Below are 19,929 nucleotides of genomic sequence, written 5' to 3'. Positions count from 1 at the left end.
CTTATGAGGTGATTGAAATGAAATTTGAAAGATTCGCTTTTATTTTTTCCTTTTTTATCGTTTTTGTAGCAATTACCGGAGCAATTATTTATATGGATAAACAAAATGAAACAGATACATTCCTTCAGGTTACAGTTGAAGACGGAGATAGTTTATGGAGCATTGCAAATAAATTTGAGAAATCAACAAATATTTCGAAACAAGAGTTTGTAAAATGGGTACAGGATAACAATGATATACATTCAAGTATTATAAAACCAGGAGAAGTTGTTATAGTACCTGTAGAAAAAGATCAATACTACCAAGTTGAACAACTTGCAAGTGAATGAGATACTAAGAAATGTTCCTTAATTAAATAAGAAGGGTGATTATGTGAAGGCAATTATTTACTGTCGCGTTAGCACTGAAAAAGAAGCACAAAAGTCTTCACTTATTAGACAGAGAGAAGAACTAGAAAGACTTGCAACATTACATCAAATTAAAGTCATTAAAATAATCGAAGAGAGACATAGTGGATATGACATTGATCGAGAAGGAATCATTGAGGCATTAACCTTATTAAAAGAAAATGCTGCTGATACAATTCTCGTTCAGGATGATACACGTTTAGGAAGAGGGAATGCTAAAATCGCATTATTGCATGAAATCAAGAAAATAGGTGGTAAAATTTTCACTTTAAGTGAACAAGGAGAGCCGCAATTGTCTGAAACGGATGAAATGGTTTTAAATATTTTAGCAACAGTTGAAGAGTTTCAGAGAAAACTAGTTAATTACAAAATAAAAAGAGGAATGAAAAGAGCTGTAAAAAATGGCTATCAACCTCAAAAAAACTTATCTAACTTGTCAAACAATGGAGGTAGGGAAAAAATTGAAGTTCCCATCGGAGAAATTGTTAAATTGCGTCAAAAAAAATTAACGTTTGCAGAAATTGCAGCAACTCTTCGAGGTGTTGGGTATGATGTTAGTAAGGCTACAGTACATAGAAGATATAAAGAATATATAGACAGCATGCAAGCTGATGACAACTTTTAAGTACCAAAGATAAAATTTTCGGTACTTAGAAGTTGTCATTTTTACGCTCTTTTAGTAATATGACACATGTAGTTAAGATAACTAGATTTTATTACTTTAGATTTGTTTCATGTTAATTAAGGAGCGATTTTATGTTATCAAAAGAAAAACTTAATCGAATAAATGAATTATCAAGGAAGGCAAAAGGGAATGGACTAACTAGTGAAGAAAAAGAAGAACAGCAAAGTTTGCGACAAGAATATTTACATGTCTTCCGTTCTTCTATGAAAAATACGCTAAAAGGAGTAACGGTTGTTGATCCAAATGGAAATGACGTAACTCCACAAAAATTAAAAGATGAAAAAAAGAATAGTCTACACTAAGAGAATTTAAACTGGTACCTGTAGTTAGGACACTTGAAAAAGAGTGTTTTATCTACAGGTATTTTTTTATATACTTGAATTTCAAGATATGGGGATTGGGGATAAATATGAGTAAAATTACTTTTACAGCTAAAGAGATAGAAACACTTCAAAAAAATCCAAATGTACAACGTGTTAGCGAACGGTCTATTACATACACTGACGCATTTAAAAATAAATTTATGGATGAATATTTAGCTGGCAAACTTCCTCGACAAATTTTCTATGAGAATGGCTTCGATGTGGATGTTATCGGAATAAAACGTATTGAACAATCAGCTCATAGGTGGAAAAAAGCTTATGAAAGGAATGGATTAATCGGGCTTACAGATACAAGGAAAACAAGTTCCGGCAGACCATTAAAACGAGAACTTACACCATCTGAAGTAATTGAAAGACAAGAGGCTAGAATCAAGCTTCTCGAGGGACAAGTCGAGCTATTAAAAAAGTTAGAAGTGACAGAAAGGAGGCTGTTAAACGCAAGCGTAAACCTAGAAACAAATAAAGAGTATCAGTTAATTTATGAGACCATTGAACAAAATCAATTTAAACGAATGACTAAGTATTTTTGCGACCTTTTAGATGTGTCCCGTTCTGGATATTATAGTTACCTAAAGGCATTTGATAGCCGAGAAGCAAGAGAGAAATCAGACATAGAAGCGAAGGAAATCATCTTAATGGCATTTAATCGTCGGGGATATAAGAAGGGGTCACGTTCCATTAAAATGATACTGGAGAATGACTATAACATTATCTTTAGTCGTAAAAAGATACAAAGAATCATGAATAAATATGGTATTGTCTGTCCTCATAGAAGGGCGAAGCCCTATAAAAGAATGGCGAAAGCGACTAAGGAGCATCAGGTCGTTCCAAACAAGTTAAACAGAGAATTTAAGCAAGGAGTTCCTGGAAAAGTGTTATTAACGGACATTACTTATTTGCCATATGACGGTAATTGTATGGCCTATTTGTCGACCGTAAAGGATGCCTCCTCTAATGAAATCCTATCTTATCATGTTTCTGATCGTATCACTTTAGACATCGCAATTCAGACAATCCAAAAATTAGTTAGTAACAAGAAAATTACTCTACACAAAGATGCCTTTATCCACTCGGACCAAGGAAGCCATTACACGAGTCCAAGATATCAAAAATTATTAAAAAAATATGGTTTAGGCCAATCTATGTCTAGAAGAGGAAACTGTTGGGACAATGCCCCTCAAGAGTCCTTCTTTGGTCATTTAAAAGATGAAGTTAACTATCAATCTTGTAAAACATTAAAAGAGCTAAAGGCAAAAATCAACCATTACATGGTTTACTATAACAATTATCGATATCAATGGAACTTAAAAAAGATGACCCCTACACAATATAGGAATCATCTTCTAATTGCTTAATCTCTTTTTTTATTGTGTCCTTGACATAGGTGCCAGTTTAGTGAGTCTCCTTTCCTTTTAGTGAATGAAGTGTATGGTCTAAAGGGCTTTTCTTTGACTAGCTTCAGTGCCTAGCACCTCGAGTCATATACCAAGTGAGAATTGAAGGTAAACTGCACCTTCATTTCTCACTCGTCTTATGCTTGTCGGTGCTGTTCGATGCGCTTACGCTTTTCTAATTACACCCACCACATTTGTGATGGTGTTTCATTTATTAGAACTGATTTTAAGTTTGATACGGCACGGTCGAAGCCTTCATCGATTGACATAATTGGGTCTTCGTGTTCGATGCTTACTACGTAATCATAGTTGTACGTACGAAGGGCGCTCATGATGTCATTCCATTCTGTTAAGCTGTGACCACAGCCGACAGAGCGGAATGTCCATGCACGTGTTTGTACTTCCCCGTATGGCTGCATATCTGTTAAGCCGTACATATTTACATTATCTTGGTCAATATATGTGTCCTTTGCATGGAAATGATGAATTGCATTTGCTTTCCCTAAAATTTTGATTGCTGCAACTGGATCAATACCTTGCCACCATAGATGGCTTGGGTCAAGATTCGCACCAATAGCATCACATGTTGCTTCACGAAGCTTTAATAATGTGTATGGTGTGTGAACAAGGAAGCCGCCGTGTAGCTCAAGACCAATTTTTACATTATGCTCTTGTGCATACTGTCCAACCTCTTTCCAGTATGGGATCAACTTTTCCTCCCATTGCCATTTCAACACATCACCATATTCATTTGGCCATGGTGTTACAGGCCAGTTTGGATATTTTGCACCTTCATGGTCACCAGGTGTTCCTGAGAAAGTGTTCACTACAGGGACATTCATTAGTGATGCAAGTTTAATTGTTTTTAAAATTGTATCATGACATTCTTTGGCAAATTCCTTATCAGGTGAAATTGGATTTGCATGACAGCTAAATGCACTAATTGATAAACCACGCTCTTGTATTTTTGCTAAATAATCTTTTCGCTTTTCTTCACTTTCAAGCAATCCATCTAAATCACAGTGTTTATTCCCAGGATATCCCCCAGTACCAATTTCGACTGTATGTAGGCCTGCTTCCTTTACACGATCTAACATTTCCTCAAATGATTTATCATTAAATAACACAGTAAAAACGCCTAATTTCATTATGATTTCCTCCCTTTTTTCAATTAGTTGAAGATTGATAGATTTCATCAATAATTTGTGATACTTGTAACGCTTCCTCTGGCTTCACAACAAGTTCTGCCCGACCGAGACATGCATCAAGGAAATTTTTCGCCTGTGAAAGCCCTGGGTCTTCTTCTCCAGGTATCCATGCTGGTTGACTATTAAGCAGCATTCCGTTGGATTCTGTATAAAGCTCGAGCGGAAAGACATTGATTCCACCGTTAACACCCGAAATACTTAAATGCTCTGTATCTTCTAAAATATTTGCCGCCCATGATGTTTCTAGTAAAAGTGATGCACCAGTTTCAAATTTAATATAGGCTGTAACATGGTCATCAACATCAAAGGTTTCATGGTCAAAGCTGCCCCATTCATTAATACTGTCTGGTTGCTTGCTTAATTCTTGATAGGCACTGCCTGAAACAGAAATATGCTTCGGACTTCCCATTAACCAAATGGCTAAATCTAGTAAATGGCAGCCATAATCAATTAAGCTTCCACCACCTTGCAACGATTTGTTTGTAAATACTCCCCAGCCTGGTACCTTTCTTCTCCGCAATGCTTGAACTCTCGTAACAAGTGGTGTACCGACCTGCCCCATTAGTTTTTTCGCAGCTTGGGAGTTTTTCATAAACCGATAATGATAGGCAATGGCTAATGTTTTCTTCGCTTCCCTTGCTGCCGCTAGCATGTTTTCACACTCACCTGAAGAAAGTGCCATAGGCTTTTCACACATCACATGGACTCCTGCCTCTAAAGCAGCAACAGTGATTTCTGCATGAAATCTATTCGGTGTACATATACAAACTGCATCTACCTCTTTAAATAAATCTCGATAGTCTTCAAAAACATGATCGATTTGATGGGTTTTGGAAACCTCTTTTGCCCGTTCTAGATTGACATCACTAACTGCTGTAATAACACAATCGTCAGATAGCGCTTTAAATGCAGGTATATGACGACCTTGAGCGATTCCGCCAACACCGATTATTCCGATTCGTAGCTTACTCATCGCAATCACTCAAACACTTTAGCAATTGTTTTTGTTTCATTTGATTTAATGGCAGCTAAAATGACAGCAAGTGATTTCATTCCTTCTTCCCCAGTAATGAGCGGCTCTTTATCTTCAACAATTGAAGAAACAAAGTGATCAATTACATGTGATGTATTTTGGCCACCTTCTTCATTTGATTGGATTTTACCAAGCTCATAGTTCACAACCTCACCATTTGTATATTGGACAACAAGTGAATACGTTGGGTTATCCTCAAGGCGTAAAATCGCTTTTTCACCATAGATAATTGTAGAGTTATCTTCTTTTGCTGTATAAGACCAGCTTGCTGCTAGTGTTCCAATGATGCCGCTTTCTGTTTTTAGCGCACATACAGCATTGTCATCAACATCTGTGTTCCCTTTAGCAGATGTTTCGATAAAGGCACCGACCTCTGTAATTTCCTCGCCTAACAAATATCGGATAAGGTCTGTTTTATGAACACCTAAATCACCCATTGCACCAATATATGCTTTTTCCTTTTCAAAAAACCAGCTCTCACGACCGTCCACACTCCAACCCTCTGGTCCTGGGTGGCCAAACGCAGTACGGAAGCTATAAATTTTCCCAATTGCACCGCTTTCAATTAATTGCTTCGCTAATTGATGTGAACGAACGAAGCGTTGGTTATGCCCAATCATTAATTTTTTGCCGTTTTTCTTAGCAGCTTCAATCATTGCATCTGCTTCTTCTTGAGATGTTGCCATCGGTTTTTCACATAAAACATGAAGACCGTTGTTCAAAGCATCAATTGATACTGGTGCATGTAAATAGTTTGGTAGACATACACTGATTGCATCCAATTGCTCGCTTTTAAGCAGCTCTTTATAATCTGTATAAGCCTTCGCTTGATAGACTTTAGCAATTTCATTAACACGCTCTTCAACAATGTCACATACTGCTACAATTTCTACAGCTTTATTTGCAGCATATTCTGGTAGATGACGATATTTTGCAATACTTCCACAACCGATAACACCAATTCTTAATTTACTCATAAGACGATTCCTCCCATTGTATGTTTATCTCGATTATTTTTCAGAAATTGTTTCTAATGATTTTGCGTTTCCGTAAACAGGTCGTTTGCGAGATACAGGCTTTACATAAGCGACTGCATTTTTTATAACCTGTTGAACCTGCTCGTTATGATATGTTGGATATGTTTCATGACCTGGACGGAAATAGAAAATACGTCCGTTACCACGTTTAAAGACACAGCCACTGCGGAACACCTCTCCACCCTCAAACCAGCTCGTAAAGATTAGTTCATCTGGAGCGGGAATATCGAAATGCTCTCCATACATTTCCTCCTTCTCTAACTCAATGTATTCCCCTATTCCGTCTGCAATCGGATGACTCGGATCAACGACCCAAATTCGTTCTCTATCATCTGCTTCACGCCATTTTAGATCACAGCTCGTACCCATTAACTCTTTAAAGATTTTTGAGAAATGTCCTGAATGTAGCACAATAAGTCCCATTCCATCAAGGACACGCTCTTTCACCTTTGCAACGATTTCATCCTGAACCTCGTGATGTGCAAGATGTCCCCACCAAACAAGTACATCTGTATTTTGCAATACCTCATCTGTTAATCCATGATCTGACTCATCAAGAGTAGCTGTCTTCACTTCGTAATTTTCTGCCTGCAAAAAATCAGCAATAGCACCATGAATTCCTTTTGGATAAATGTCGCTGACAACTGGATTTTTCTGCTCATGTCTATTTTCGTTCCAAACTGTAACTCTTGTCATTTCTTCATCATCCTAATCTATTTGTTTATTTAAGAGATACCTATGACATTTACTAAAGCGAAATCTTGTCCTCCGTGAGCTTAATTCTCCCATTCCTTTGTTGTTTGCATTATCTTTGATTTTGAATGACTCGATGTCATTCGGACAATCTTAGTTTATAAATTCTTTTTCATCATATGATCTGTGACCAGTTTGTTAGAACAACATTTATCTATTTAGTGAACCGGTTAACACTCGCTACGTTTCCTATTTATTTGCTTAAAATCACCTCCTTAAATGGCCTTTGTGCTTTTCCGTACAACTATTTCAACAGGTAGCACCGTAAGCTTTGGAATCCCCTTCTTATCTTCAATAACATCTATCGCTGTCTCAGCTGCGACCGCTCCTTTACGGAATACGTCTTGGCGAATTGTTGTTAAGCTTGGTGACGAATAACGGCTAATCATTAAGTCATCAAAACCGACAATCGAAAAATCATCTGGTACGCTTATTCCTAAATCGGTAAGAAATTTAATAATCCCTAATGCCGTAATATCTGATGAAGTAAAAAATGCCGTCATTCTCTTATCCTTTGCAATCTCTCCGCCTATCTTATAACCGCTTTCAAATGAATTAATTCTTCCTTCCATGACCATGTCTTCATTTAATTCGATGTTCGCTTCTTTTAATGCTCTCTTAAAACCTTGATATCGTTGCCCATCAACATCAGAGTCCACTCTGCCATTTGAGATGAAGCATATTTTTCGATGTCCTAATTCGATTAAATGCTTCGTACCTAAATAGCCACCATGCTCATCATCAATCCGAATATTATGAAATGAAGCCAAATCCTGTTCAAACGAATCAACAAAAATGAGCGGGGTGGATAACGCTTTCATTTCAGCGAAAACTTTTTTCGGAAACTTCCCGAGTACAATGACTGCATCAAGATTACGTTTCATCACCCATGTCTTGCATTCCTCAGCCTTTGAAATACCAGATATGAGAAAATCATATCCCTTTTTCCGGCACATATATTCGACACCACTCAGCAGCTCGCTAATATAATGATTTTCTTTAAAAAGTGGTGCAAGTGAATCACCGACCAAAGGCATAATGACACCGATCATTTTTGACTCTCTTTTTGAAAGACTAATCGCAGTAAAGTCTGGCTGATAATTTAATTGCTCAATAGCTGATAAAACTCTTTCTCTCGTTTCATCTGATACCTTATTAACCCCATTAAGGACATAGGATACAGTTGCTGAAGAAACACCAGCATATTTAGCTACATCTTTAATTGTTATTTTTGCGTTCATATTTCCTCCGGTTAAACGGTTAACTAACTTTGATCACATTATATACCAGCATGATTTTTTGTTCAATGGCTTATTTTGTAGAAAATAAATAAAAATTAAATATCGATTAGTTTTGGTTTCAAACTAAAAAAGGGAGCATCCGCTAAAGGATGTCCCTTCGTTCCTAGTTTTAGCCGTTTTTTCGATTAAAAAGGCAATTACGAGTATTTACTCGCCTTTTGAATTTTTATTTCGTTTCTTTATTAAAGATAATCCTTTTACTACCTTTAACCTTGAGCCTATACCTAAATAAACGAACATCCCTGCACATATGGAAATGATTGAGGTGAGAAGTGATCTCGAATATAAGCCTAGAGCTTCAGCTAGCCATAGCTCTGTTAAAAACTTCACAATCCAAACAGCGATTGACATGACCAAAACTAACAAGAAAACTTCCTTTAATGTTTGAAGTAATGGCAATACCTTGTATTGGAGCTTTCTCTTAATGAAGACTATGTTATAGATAATCGAGACAATAAACCCAATATATGTAGCTAAAATTGGACCGATTTCACCTATATATTGTACGAGTAGAAAGTTGAAAGCTATCTTTAAAATAATCCCGAATACAATACCTAGGATTAATTTCTTTTGCTCGTTTATTCCTTGCATAATGGCAGCTGTTACTGTAAACAGCGCAAAAATAACGGCACCTAAAGAGTACCATTGTAAAATACCCCCACCTAACTCAGGACTGTTTTCTAATCCAAACACCATCGTATAAATCGGCTTTCCTAGAATACATAACCCCATTGCAGCTGGCAGAGTAAAGAATACAAGAATTTGCATAGTTTGCGTTATCTTACTTTGTACTTCTTGCACTCTTCCACTAGTAAACGCTGAAGTAATACCAGGTATTAAAGACATACCGAATGCTGTTGCCAATGAAACTGGAACCATAACGAGAATTTGCGCTAAGCCAATAACTGAATTAATTGTTTCTGCTTCATCTAGCTTGTAACCTATCGACTTAAACAATTCATTAATCGTAAACGTATCAATGTTCTGAAAAATCGGTATTGTAAGTCCAGTAATAACAAAGGGAATGGCATATCCAATCAATTCTTTAAACATGGAAAGAATGTTCAATTCTTCGTTATTTGGACTCATATCTCTTTGTTTCTTTATTAATTTTCTTCGTTTAAAGAATACGATTAATAACACGACAAATCCCGCTACTCCACCAATAAACGCAGCAAAGGTTGCAATCCCGACAGCATTTGTAAGCGAGCTATTAAAAAGGTGAATCGCTACATATCCACCTACCAAGATAAAGACAATCCTTACTACCTGCTCTATCACTGTACTTAATGCAGAAGGGCCCATCGATTGGCTCCCTTGGAAGTATCCCCTGAAAATACTCATTGCTGGAATGACTAACAAAGCAAAGCTGACGAGACGAATAACAAATTGAACATCCTCTACCGAATTACCTGTTGGATCATTTGCGTCTATTAATATTTCTGCTAGAAATGGTGCCATTAAATACAAAGCAGTAAATGATATAATGCCGCTTATTAGCATTAAATACATTCCATATCTTAATAGAGTTAAACCAACTCGATAATTACCTAATTCATTATATTTCGAAACAAATTTGGAAACAGCAAGGGGAAGACCTATTGTTGAAATACTTAACAAAATTGTATACGGACCGTAAGCATATTTATACAACGCATACCCTTGTGTCCCTACTAGGGCCGTGAACGGAATAATATAAATGAAGCCCAAAATCTTAGATATTAGGCTTGCTGCTGTTAAAAAGAAAGTTCCTCTTATAAATTTACTCTCCACTAAAACACCTCAATTACTAACTTCTATCAAATCTTTCTTCTTACTAATTTTCTCATCATTCTATATTAACATATATATCCATTCAGATTTTAGAAGATTATCCATTATGTAATACTTTATTCTTGATCTCCATTCTCATACTTAAGGACAAAAAAAGAAACTCATCCATTATAGGAGAGTTTCATTTCTTTTTATACAATTAAGAACGTTATACTATCAACCTAACCTATGCTTTTTTAGCTACTTTACTAAATTGACTTAAGACTAGTCCGAGAAGCAAGCCTACTAACGCAGGCGCAATCCATTCCAACCCGTACGTAGCGAATGGTAAGTATCCAATCATTACTTGCAGGACACCGAGATTCAATCCAAAGGCATTCAAACCACCGATAATTGCAAAGATTGCTGTAAACAAAATGGTCGTCGCATAAACCATTCGTGGATGTTTAAAATACCGATGAAAAAACGTTAAGGCAATTAGAACAATTGTTAAAGGATATGCCGTAACTAAGAAGGGAACGGAAATTTTCAAAATTTGATTTAAACCTAAATTTGAAAGAATTAATCCTACTAAAGTAACTAAGCGGACAACCGTTTTATAGCTAACCTTTGCCATAAGATTTGAAAAATATTGACCACATGCTGTCGTTAACCCGACAACGGTTGTAAAGCACGCAAGCGTAAAGATAATTCCAAGTAAGGTCTTTCCACCTTGTCCTAATAAAAGCGTTGCTGCAGACGACAATATATCTGTTCCATTTTCATATGAGCCTACTTGGGCCATTCTTGCTCCAATTACACCTAAACTAATGTAAACAAGCGACAATAATCCACCAGCAATCAGGCTTGCCTTTATCATATAGTTTGTTAGCTGCTTTCGGTCTGACACTCCTCTTTTTTGGATTGATGTCAAAATAACAATCCCAAATGCAAGAGCAGCAAGGGCATCCATTGTATTATACCCCTCGATAAATCCCTTTGAAAAAGCTCCAGACGAATAAGTAGAGGATGGTGCTTGGAATCCACCATCAAGCTTAACAAAGCCGACAACACATAAAATAACCATTGAGATTAGCAATACTGGTGTTATCCAGCGACTCATATACTTTTCCATTTTCTCTGGATTTAAACTAACAAAATAAACGAGTGCAAAGAAAACGAGCGTAAACAAAAACAAACTAATCGGTGAATGAGCAGTCTCACTTAAAAAAGGCTTAATCCCCATTTCATATGCGACATTTGCATTACGGGGAATTGCTAAAAATGGGCCAATACATAAATAAATGATGACCATAAATGCAGTGCTAAAAACAGGGTGGACTCTATCTCCAATTGCTTGAACTCCACCATTTACTAGCGATATTGCAAACAATACTGCAAACGGAAGCCCGACACCCGTTACGATAAAACCAATCATTGCAGCCCAAAACGATGTACCTGACTGCAATCCAAGAAAAGGCGGAAAAATAAGATTACCCGCACCAAAAAACATTGAAAATAACATAAGTCCAATTAAAACAGTATCGATTTTCTTCATTTTATTTTCCCTTCTTTTAAACAGACTAAAGCGTATGATGCGTCTTGAATAGCTTTGACAAACAAAACACAAATATGTGACCTGGGAGGAGCTAAACGCTAAGCTGTCGTTAGCAGTTGATCATTTCCTAACCAACTAAAAACCCCGCCCCTGTACGTGCATAGGGACGAGTATGATCTCGCTTTTCCACCCTTATTCCATAAGCTTAAGGCACTCTATTAACGTTTCCCCCTAATAATAAAGGAATTCCAACATAGTTTTTTATTTCGTGAAACAAACAGAATTCGCAGGTGAAATCATCACAAATCGAAAGCATTGTAAAATTTCTTCGCTCATTAGTTCCCTTTAATAATTTTGCCAGCCTATTTTTGAAATTTCTTATTATTATAAAATAATTTATCAAAGGGGATATATACTGTCAATATATTATGAAATTCTGATAATTTCCAATTTTTTCTCGATTTCATTTTGTGTGATAAATTATTTCAAAATATGAACTTTCTTTCTCCTTTATATGATATTCCCCAAAAAAAATTAAGTCTAACTTGACGAATATTAATGTATTAGTGTACTATCCAAATAGTACACTAATACAAAGGAGTCTAATTATGAGTCCAATAACAGGTTTATTAAAAAAGGATTTTAAAATTTCTAGGTGGCTGTTTTTCACATCTTTAATCCTCCTCCTTATCGTTTTAGGAGCTGGTTTTGGGTATTCTTCCTATGCGAAACAACATGCTGGAACATTCGTCATCTTTATTTTATCTGGGTTAGCTCTCATCCTTTACACACCATTGATGATGTTTTCTGCTTTAAAAATTGAGGGAAAAAATCAACTATGGCTATATAGTCCGCGCTCAAGTCTAACCTTACTTTTATCAAAATTTATCGTTATCCTTACCTATCAAGTGATCCTACAAATTCTTTTATCGATTTATGGAGCAATTAGCTTATATTGGTTCGGAAAATCTGTATATGAGCAAATAGGTGTTGGGTTTTTCATCGAGGCAATTGTTTATTTAAATATTTTCATACTGCTACTAGGGATATTCTTCTCATGCTGGATCTGCTTCTATTGGGCTTTTTACCATGCATGCTCACATTATCCAAAGCTAAAGCCGTTTAGATGGCTAATTATTTTAGCGATGTTTATTGCTTATAACATTTTTGAAGGTCTCTTATTAAAAATAACGATTATTAATGATTGGATGACGAAATTTTCTGTAAAAATCATCTCAACTCCTGAGTTTTCTTATGAAAAGGGAGATTGGGTAGTTAAGTTTGGAGAAGGCACAATACCTGTTCTACCTTTTCTCTATTATGTCATTTTATCTATTATCCTCGTTTTAGCTGCTGCAAGATTACTTGAACGGAAAGTAGAGGTGTAATCAGTGTCAGACGAGTTTCAATCATCAAAGCCAATATATATGCAAATTGCCGACAAAATTATTATCGATATTGTTAGAGGAAAGCAAAAATTCGGCGATAAAATGCCGTCTGTTCGGGAAATGGCCGTCCAAATGGGGGTTAATCCTAATACAGTCCAGCGAACATATTCTGAGTTAGAAAGGATGGGTATCGTGGAAACAAGAAGAGGACAAGGTACATTTGTTGTAGAAAATGAACAGCTTCTTAACGAAATCAAAGGCTCTCTCCAAACCGAAATCATTAAAACCTTTGTCGAGAAAATGAGTGAGATGGGTGTTACGAAGGATCAAATGCTGGCATGCTTGAAGCTTTATCTTGAGGAGGAACAATAACGATGTCAGTCCAATTACGCAACGTAGTGAAAAAATACGGAAGCAATTACGCCTTAAATACGATCAATCTTACCTTCGAGAAAGGAAAGATTTACGGATTAGTTGGCCCAAACGGCAGTGGTAAATCAACTTTATTAAAGCTCATAACTGGCCTCGTCTTTCCGACAAGCGGAATAGTAACGGTAAACGACGAAACAGTTACTAGAAAAACAAGTCAATCTGTCGCCTATTTAACCGAATTAGATATGTTCTACGAAACCTTTACTGTCCAAGAGACGATCGATTTCACCGCAAGTCAATTTGCCGATTTTAATCTTGAAAGAGCTCAAAGGCTCCTAAAAGAGATGAAGCTAGATGGTCACAAAAAGGTAAAATCACTTTCGAAGGGAAATCGCGGGCGACTTAAGCTTGTCACAACATTAGCTAGAGACACAGACGTTATCCTTCTTGATGAGCCATTTTCCGGCCTAGATCCGATGGTAAGAGATGCGATAGTAAAAAGCCTTCTTCAATATGTTGATTTTGATAAGCAAATCATTCTTATCGCAACACATGAAATCAATGAAATTGAATCCCTTTTAGATGAGGTTATCGCCATTTATTATGGCTCTGTCATTGGACAGAAAAATGTCGAGCAATTACGCGAGGAACAAGGTTTATCCGTATTAAACTGGTTTAAATCAGCTGTAAATAAAATCGAGGTGGGATCGTAAATGAAAGAGCTACTCCAGTTAAAAAATGTATCAAAAACGATTAGAGGAAAAACAATCATTCATAATCTTAGCTTCTCTGTTAAGCAAGGTGAGGTTTTTGGATTTTTAGGTCCTAACGGGGCTGGGAAAACGACAACAATCCGCATGATTGTCGGCTTAATGAAAATTAGTAAGGGCGATATTATCGTTTGCGGAAAAAGCATTCAAAAGGATTTTGAGGGAGCTGTTGCGAATATCGGAGCAATCGTCGAAAATCCAGAAATGTATAAGTTTTTGACAGGATATCAAAATCTTATGCAATACGCAAGAATGCATAAAGGAATTACAAAACAAAAGGTCGATGAAGTGATCAAACTAGTACGGCTATCAGACCGAATTCATGACAAGGTCAAAACCTACTCATTAGGGATGCGTCAGCGGTTAGGACTTGCTCAATGCCTTTTGCACGATCCAAAGCTATTAATCTTAGATGAACCAACAAACGGTCTAGATCCAGCTGGAATTAGAGAAATGCGCGATCATCTTAAAACCCTTACTAGAGAAAAGGGCATGAGCGTGATCGTTTCAAGTCACCTATTATCAGAAATGGAAATGATGTGTGACCGTATCGCAATTCTCCAAAAGGGTGAGCTTACAACGATTCAAAATATCTCAGAGCTACCGACTAGCGAACAGCTCTTTGAATTTGAAACAGGTGAGCTAGGAGAAGCAAAAAAATGGTTACAGGAAGACTTAAACGTAACCTTTGCAGAAAATGGCTTCACAGTCCAAGTAGATAAGGAACAAATCCCGCTTCTTATTAAGCAGCTTATCGAAGAGGAAATAAACATTTATTCTGTTAAACCAATAGCAAAATCTCTCGAGGATCGCTTTTTAGAAATAACAGACCAAGGAGGTAGAAACATTGTCTAATTTAATACGTAACGAATGGATAAAAATTATGAAACGCGCTGGAACGATTGTCATGCTTGTTATTTTAGCGATTGCAGTGCTTGGTTCTGGAGCTCTCTTAAAATATGAAGAAAGCAAATCTTCAAATGAAGCTAGTAGTGACTGGAAGAAGGAGGTTGAAGCACAAATAGCAACAGATCAAAAAAATTTAACCGAGCTTGGAGACAAAAATGCAAATATGAAAATGCACTATGAGAGAGAAATTGCACTAAATGAGTACCGTTTAGAGCAAAACATCGTTCCAGAAACAGAAAATCATATTTGGTCATTTGTTTCTGATTCGATAGCAATTCTTGGCTTCGCTGGTATGTTTATGATTATCATTGCATCTGGAATGGTTGCCTCTGAATTTTCATGGGGAACGATGAAGCTGCTTTTAATTCGACCTATAAGCAGAACAAAAATTTTACTTTCCAAGTATATAACGGTTCTCTTATTCGGCTTGTTTCTTATGGCATTCATCTTTGTTCTATCAGCAATCGTCGGACTTATTCTCTTCGGCACACCGACAACCGACAGCTCTCATTTAGCTTATGTAAATGGAAAAGTGGAAGAACAAAATATTTTAACATATTTAATCGGACAATATCTCTTATCTTCCATTGATATTATCATGATGTCGACGCTTTCGTTCATGATTTCAGCGATCTTTCGCAATAGCTCACTTGCAATTGGTGTGTCACTGTTTTTATTATTCTCTGGCAGTACGGCAACAATGCTACTTGCAAGCCGCTATGAATGGACAAAATATATCTTATTCGCAAATACAGACTTAACTGTTTATTTCGATGGAGTCCCACCGATCGATGGAATGACGTTAGGATTCTCCATCACGGTGCTTATTGTCTATTTCATTATCTTTCACGTTCTCGCCTTTACGGTTTTTCGAAAACGAGACGTTGCAGCATAACTTTTCTCCATTGAAAGAGGCTGAAAATTCAAAAGGGCTCCCCTCCCTCTCTTTTTCAGCCTCCTTTTGATGTGGTATCTAAGCTTTTCGTTTTTCATATATTCCATTCTCTTTCCCTTAAATAGTTTCACAAAACTTCTTTTCCTCTATCATCTAGGTTTTCTATCAAGTTTTTTGATAGCCTTTCCCACATTTGCATTCCCCATAAAAATAGCTATCCCACCTATTCGGGACAGCCATCATCTTACAAACTCTCTATATGTTTAACCTTAATACGTAAAGGCAATTTTCACCGTTAATACTAAAAATGCAAGGATTCCTACGTTTGATTTTACCATTTACGCCAGCCCCTTTACTTTTGATACATTTACAATACATCTTTTTTTCTTTCCTGTAAGGCTTTATGTAAGCTTTTGTAACATCATTTTTTATAATGTGCAATACGACCTACTATTAGTCCAAAATTACAATTCTATTTACCTTTGTAACAATTATGTTTAAAAAATAAAAAAACGGTACATACTATTGATACTATTTTATAGATTGCGAGGTTCGTAAAATGAATAATAAGGTTCTTCCAGCAACATTTCTTGTATTTTTTACACTTGTCGGCTTCTTTGGATACTTTCTTTATCAATTATCGGTTTTTACGATTAAAGTAATGGTTTACACACTTTAGAATCTACATGAGAACACCCCTGCTTACAAAAATGGCAGAGGTGTTTTTTCATTGTAAGGAACGTTTTCATCTTTCACCAAAAAAGAGCAGCTAAAACTTACTAGCTACTCTACAACGCTCAACGCCCCAGATACATCATATAAATGAAGATCAATTTCCAGCTCTTCACCTAATGCTAGCTTAGCCATTTCTGCTCCTAAATAAGGGCCGCTCGTTAAGCCCGAGGCACCTAGGCCATTTGCTAATAATAGGTTGCTCATTGTCGGCATTTCCCCAATTATCGGGAGAAATCCTGGTGTAAATGGTCGAAATCCTACCTTCGTTTCAAGCAGCGTTGCGTTTGAGAGACCTGGCGCAATTGCAAGTGCTTTGTCAAGAATTTCATGTACGCCTCCCGCTGTCACACGAAGATCGAAGCCTGCTTCATTCTCATGTGTTGAGCCAAGCACAACCTTGCCTGCTTCAAATGTAAGGATATATTGATTTGTCGGCGGCATGACAACTGGCCAATCTCCGGTATCTGCTTCTGGTAATTCAAGATGGATAATTTGTGCCTTTTGCGGTGTGACTGCATATTGTATCCCTAATGGTTTTAATAGCTCACTCGCCCATGCACCACCAGTTATGATAACCTTATCAGCTAGGATCGTCTCACCTTCCACTTGAACCCCCTTCACATTGTTATCCTCACATACAAGTCTCGCATCTCCAGAAATAAACCTTGCCCCATTTTTCATAGCTGCACGAATTAATGATTCACACATTGCATGCCCATTTACCCGAGCACCTCCTGAAACATAAACAGAGCCATACTCTTCAGCTAACGGTGGAAATAAACGTCTCGTTTCAGCTGGTGATAAAATCGTTATTTCTCCAATTTCCGGAGCATCCTCTCTCCGTTTTTTTGCTCTTTCAGCCATTTGCTCTAATTTTTCCTTCTCGGTATGAAGGCAAATGGCACCAACACGGTTATAGCCTGTATCACTTTCACCATCTTCTTCTAGCTGCTTAATTAAGCTCGGATAATAGCGCGCTCCACCCTTCACTAGCTGATACCACGCTTTATTTCTTCTTTGTGAAAGCCATGGACAGACTATCCCTGCAGCTGCCCGAGTAGCTTGTCCCCTATCATGGCGATCAACTATCGTTACCTCAACTCCCGCTTTTACAAGATGATATGCCGTTGAAGCGCCAAGTATCCCTGCACCTATTACGATTATTTTTTGCACGTTATTCACCTTATTCTCTCGTATTCTTATCCTTATTTTACATGACATCTTCGACTCACTCAATTTCGTCAGCATTCTACTATAATGCTTTTTACCTAAGCCATACTTTATGGTAAAATTCTTTCATACTATTAAGTTAGAACTACGACTAATAGACTACTAAAATTCACTTATTCTTTGCGTATCTTAATTAAAGGAACTGACAAAATGAAAAACAAAACTGGAAAACTAATATGCCTGACCATTACCCTATTTTTTACGTCCTTCCTTTTGACACTTTTTATTCTTCCTCTAAGGATGGATACCTTTTTACATAGCGCAGTGATATGTATCATTTTTTTCATAGCACTCACTCCTTTATACATTTTAATAAAAAGGAGCCATCATGAAGAACTTGAGAAGCAAAAACAAAATAATCCGTATTTTGCTATCTTAGAAAAGATTCCCGAAATTGTCGTTATTCATCAAAACGGAATGATTTTATATATTAACCAAACTGGAGCCAAGACACTTGGGGCAAATACTCCAGAAGAATTGCTCGGAAAATCCGTCTATCATTTTCTTCATCCAGCTAATCGGGAACAGGCAAAGGAGGGAGTAAAGCTTTTAGAAGAAAAAAGCACACTAGACTTAGTTGAGCAAAGAGCGACTAGTTTGGATGGACAGGAAATCCATCTTGAAACAATTACCTTTTCAATCGATTACAATGGACAAAAAGCGATTTTAAGTATTTCAAGAAACATATCGTTAAAGAAAAAGGCGAGAGAAGAGCAAATTCAAAACGAAGTGAAATATCGAACAATATTTGAATATGCAAATGATGCAATCTATCTTTTTGGACTAGATAACGATGGTATGCCACTAAACTTTATTGATATCAATCAAATCGGATGTGAACGATTCGGCTATACAAAAGAAGAGCTTCTGGCGATGACGCCGTTAGATATTACCTCTAATGACCGTCTCGATAAAATTCAAGAAACCCAACAAAAGCTTCTTGAAAAGGGCTATACAACATTTGAAGGGGAATATATTTCTAAATCCGGGGAGAAAATCCCTAGTGAAATTAGTGTCCGCATCCTCCGTCTAGGTGATGCAAATTATGCTCTTGCAATATCACGGGATATTAGCGAACGAAAAAAAGCGCAGGAAAAAATCAAACAGCTTGCTTATACTGATAGCTTAACAAATTTATATAATCGGAAATATTTTAAAAAGTACTTAGACAAGGCAATTGGTAATCCTATATTTGAACAGGAACAGCTTGCGGTTTTATTTATTGATATCAATCGGTTCAAAATCATTAATAAAACACTTGGGCCTCACATTGGTGACTTACTATTAATTGAAGTGGCAAAACGCTTAAAATTACTTGTTTCAGAAAAGAGTCTGCTCGCAAGACAAAGTGATGATGAATTCTCTATTGTCATCCGGCATGCGAATCAAGAAATCGCAACAGAACTATCTGAACAGATTATTTATGTTTTTCAGCATCCTTTTATCATTGAAGGACATAAAATTTTTACGACACCTAGCATTGGCATTAGCTTATATCCTATCAATGGTAAGGATGCGGATACACTTATAAAAAATGCGGATACAGCAATGTTCGTCGCAAAAACAAAGGGAGCAAATGTTGTTGAATATTATTCAGATGAAATGATTAAGAAGAACAAACGAAAAATGCTACTAGAAAGTGCACTAAGAAATGCATTACATAATAATGAGCTGCACTTGCACTACCAGCCTAAAGTAAACCTACAGACAAGAAAGCTAGTAGGTGTCGAAGCCTTACTCCGCTGGAATTCGAACAAATATGGAATGATTTCTCCTGGAGAATTCATCCCTATCGCTGAGGAAACCGGATTAATCATTCCAATCGGCGAATGGGTTCTAAAAACAGCATGCACACAAAATAAACAGTGGCAGGATGAAGGCTATGAACCAATTACTATGTGCATCAATCTTTCGGCACGGCAATTTCAACAATATAATATACTCGACAAAATCGCGAATATTTTACAAGAAACAAACTTAGAGCCAAAATATTTAAATATTGAAGTTACAGAAACAATGGCCATGATTGATTTGGAGCAATCAATCGAAAAGCTTAATGCCCTCAAACGTCTTGGCGTTAGCATCTCACTTGACGATTTCGGAACAGGCTATTCATCAT

At 36.8% G+C, this 19,929-nt stretch carries 18 protein-coding genes; 10 read left to right on the top strand and 8 right to left on the bottom strand.

Annotation, left to right across the window (positions count from 1 at the left end; translation table 11 throughout):
* The 4 genes from yneA to HU235_RS09810 form a co-directional block, all read left to right on the top strand.
* A partial coding sequence (yneA, locus tag HU235_RS09825; RefSeq protein WP_217451427.1) for a cell division suppressor protein YneA occupies window positions 1–329 on the top strand: 329 nt, incomplete at its 5' end.
* 43 nt (window positions 330–372) lie between these two features.
* The gene (locus tag HU235_RS09820) at window positions 373–1,032 is read left to right on the top strand and encodes a YneB family resolvase-like protein (protein ID WP_095301794.1); all 660 of its coding nucleotides are present in this window, start codon (window positions 373–375) and stop codon (window positions 1,030–1,032) included.
* A gap of 131 nt (window positions 1,033–1,163) precedes the next feature.
* Complete coding sequence (locus HU235_RS09815) at window positions 1,164–1,394, top strand: DUF896 domain-containing protein (protein ID WP_095301795.1); 231 nt, start codon at window positions 1,164–1,166, stop codon at window positions 1,392–1,394.
* Between the two features lie 107 nt (window positions 1,395–1,501).
* The gene (locus tag HU235_RS09810) at window positions 1,502–2,830 is read left to right on the top strand and encodes an IS3 family transposase (RefSeq protein WP_174880108.1); all 1,329 of its coding nucleotides are present in this window, start codon (window positions 1,502–1,504) and stop codon (window positions 2,828–2,830) included.
* Between the two features lie 218 nt (window positions 2,831–3,048).
* Here the strand turns inward: HU235_RS09810 and HU235_RS09805 are convergent, their stop codons facing one another.
* The 7 genes from HU235_RS09805 to brnQ all read right to left on the bottom strand — a co-directional run bounded on the left by HU235_RS09805 (window position 3,049) and on the right by brnQ (window position 11,511).
* Window positions 3,049–4,017 (bottom strand): sugar phosphate isomerase/epimerase family protein, encoded by a 969-nt coding sequence (locus HU235_RS09805; protein ID WP_095299447.1) that lies wholly within the window; start codon window positions 4,015–4,017, stop codon window positions 3,049–3,051.
* Window positions 4,018–4,036: 19 nt separating this feature from the next.
* Window positions 4,037–5,050, bottom strand: coding sequence for a Gfo/Idh/MocA family protein (locus HU235_RS09800; RefSeq protein WP_174880107.1), 1,014 nt, complete (start codon window positions 5,048–5,050; stop codon window positions 4,037–4,039).
* A gap of 5 nt (window positions 5,051–5,055) precedes the next feature.
* On the bottom strand, window positions 5,056–6,087 hold the full coding sequence (locus HU235_RS09795; protein ID WP_095299446.1) for a Gfo/Idh/MocA family protein: 1,032 nt from the start codon (window positions 6,085–6,087) through the stop codon (window positions 5,056–5,058).
* Window positions 6,088–6,120: 33 nt separating this feature from the next.
* A complete protein-coding gene (locus HU235_RS09790; RefSeq protein ID WP_174880106.1) occupies window positions 6,121–6,843 on the bottom strand; it encodes a ThuA domain-containing protein in 723 nt (240 codons plus the stop codon).
* A gap of 272 nt (window positions 6,844–7,115) precedes the next feature.
* Window positions 7,116–8,141, bottom strand: a complete 1,026-nt coding sequence (locus tag HU235_RS09785) for a LacI family DNA-binding transcriptional regulator (protein ID WP_174880105.1) — start codon at window positions 8,139–8,141, stop codon at window positions 7,116–7,118.
* Window positions 8,142–8,348: 207 nt separating this feature from the next.
* Window positions 8,349–9,974 carry a putative polysaccharide biosynthesis protein gene (locus HU235_RS09780; RefSeq protein WP_174880104.1) on the bottom strand — a complete coding sequence of 542 codons (1,626 nt, stop codon included), beginning with the start codon at window positions 9,972–9,974 and terminating at the stop codon, window positions 8,349–8,351.
* Window positions 9,975–10,200: 226 nt separating this feature from the next.
* Window positions 10,201–11,511: a branched-chain amino acid transport system II carrier protein gene (brnQ, locus tag HU235_RS09775; RefSeq protein WP_174880103.1), complete on the bottom strand. Its 1,311-nt coding sequence runs from the start codon at window positions 11,509–11,511 to the stop codon at window positions 10,201–10,203.
* Between the two features lie 608 nt (window positions 11,512–12,119).
* On the opposite strand from brnQ, the gene HU235_RS09770 reads away from it, so the two are divergent.
* The 5 genes from HU235_RS09770 to HU235_RS09750 are packed head-to-tail and all read left to right on the top strand — an operon-like array spanning window position 12,120 to window position 15,845.
* Entirely contained in the window at window positions 12,120–12,899 is a 780-nt protein-coding gene (locus HU235_RS09770; protein WP_174880102.1) for a hypothetical protein, read from the top strand.
* A gap of 3 nt (window positions 12,900–12,902) precedes the next feature.
* Window positions 12,903–13,271 (top strand): GntR family transcriptional regulator, encoded by a 369-nt coding sequence (locus HU235_RS09765; RefSeq protein ID WP_095299440.1) that lies wholly within the window; start codon window positions 12,903–12,905, stop codon window positions 13,269–13,271.
* Window positions 13,272–13,273: 2 nt separating this feature from the next.
* On the top strand, window positions 13,274–13,984 hold the full coding sequence (locus HU235_RS09760; RefSeq protein WP_095299439.1) for an ABC transporter ATP-binding protein: 711 nt from the start codon (window positions 13,274–13,276) through the stop codon (window positions 13,982–13,984).
* A complete protein-coding gene (locus tag HU235_RS09755; RefSeq protein WP_174880101.1) occupies window positions 13,985–14,896 on the top strand; it encodes an ABC transporter ATP-binding protein in 912 nt (303 codons plus the stop codon).
* Entirely contained in the window at window positions 14,889–15,845 is a 957-nt protein-coding gene (locus HU235_RS09750) for an ABC transporter permease (protein ID WP_174880100.1), read from the top strand. The genes HU235_RS09755 and HU235_RS09750 overlap by 8 nt, the downstream gene beginning before the upstream one ends.
* A 783-nt stretch (window positions 15,846–16,628) precedes the next feature.
* Here the strand turns inward: HU235_RS09750 and HU235_RS09745 are convergent.
* Window positions 16,629–17,753, bottom strand: coding sequence for an NAD(P)/FAD-dependent oxidoreductase (locus tag HU235_RS09745; RefSeq protein WP_370877265.1), 1,125 nt, complete (start codon window positions 17,751–17,753; stop codon window positions 16,629–16,631).
* Between the two features lie 207 nt (window positions 17,754–17,960).
* Here HU235_RS09745 and HU235_RS09740 point away from each other — a divergent pair.
* Window positions 17,961–19,929, top strand: a 1,969-nt coding sequence (locus HU235_RS09740; RefSeq protein WP_174880098.1) for an EAL domain-containing protein, incomplete at its 3' end; no start/stop codon positions are given.

Origin of the sequence: Metabacillus niabensis (assembly GCF_902829255.1) — a bacterium.
GTDB lineage: Bacteria > Bacillota > Bacilli > Bacillales > Bacillaceae > Metabacillus > Metabacillus niabensis.
This window is presented reverse-complemented; position numbering and strand designations above follow the sequence as displayed.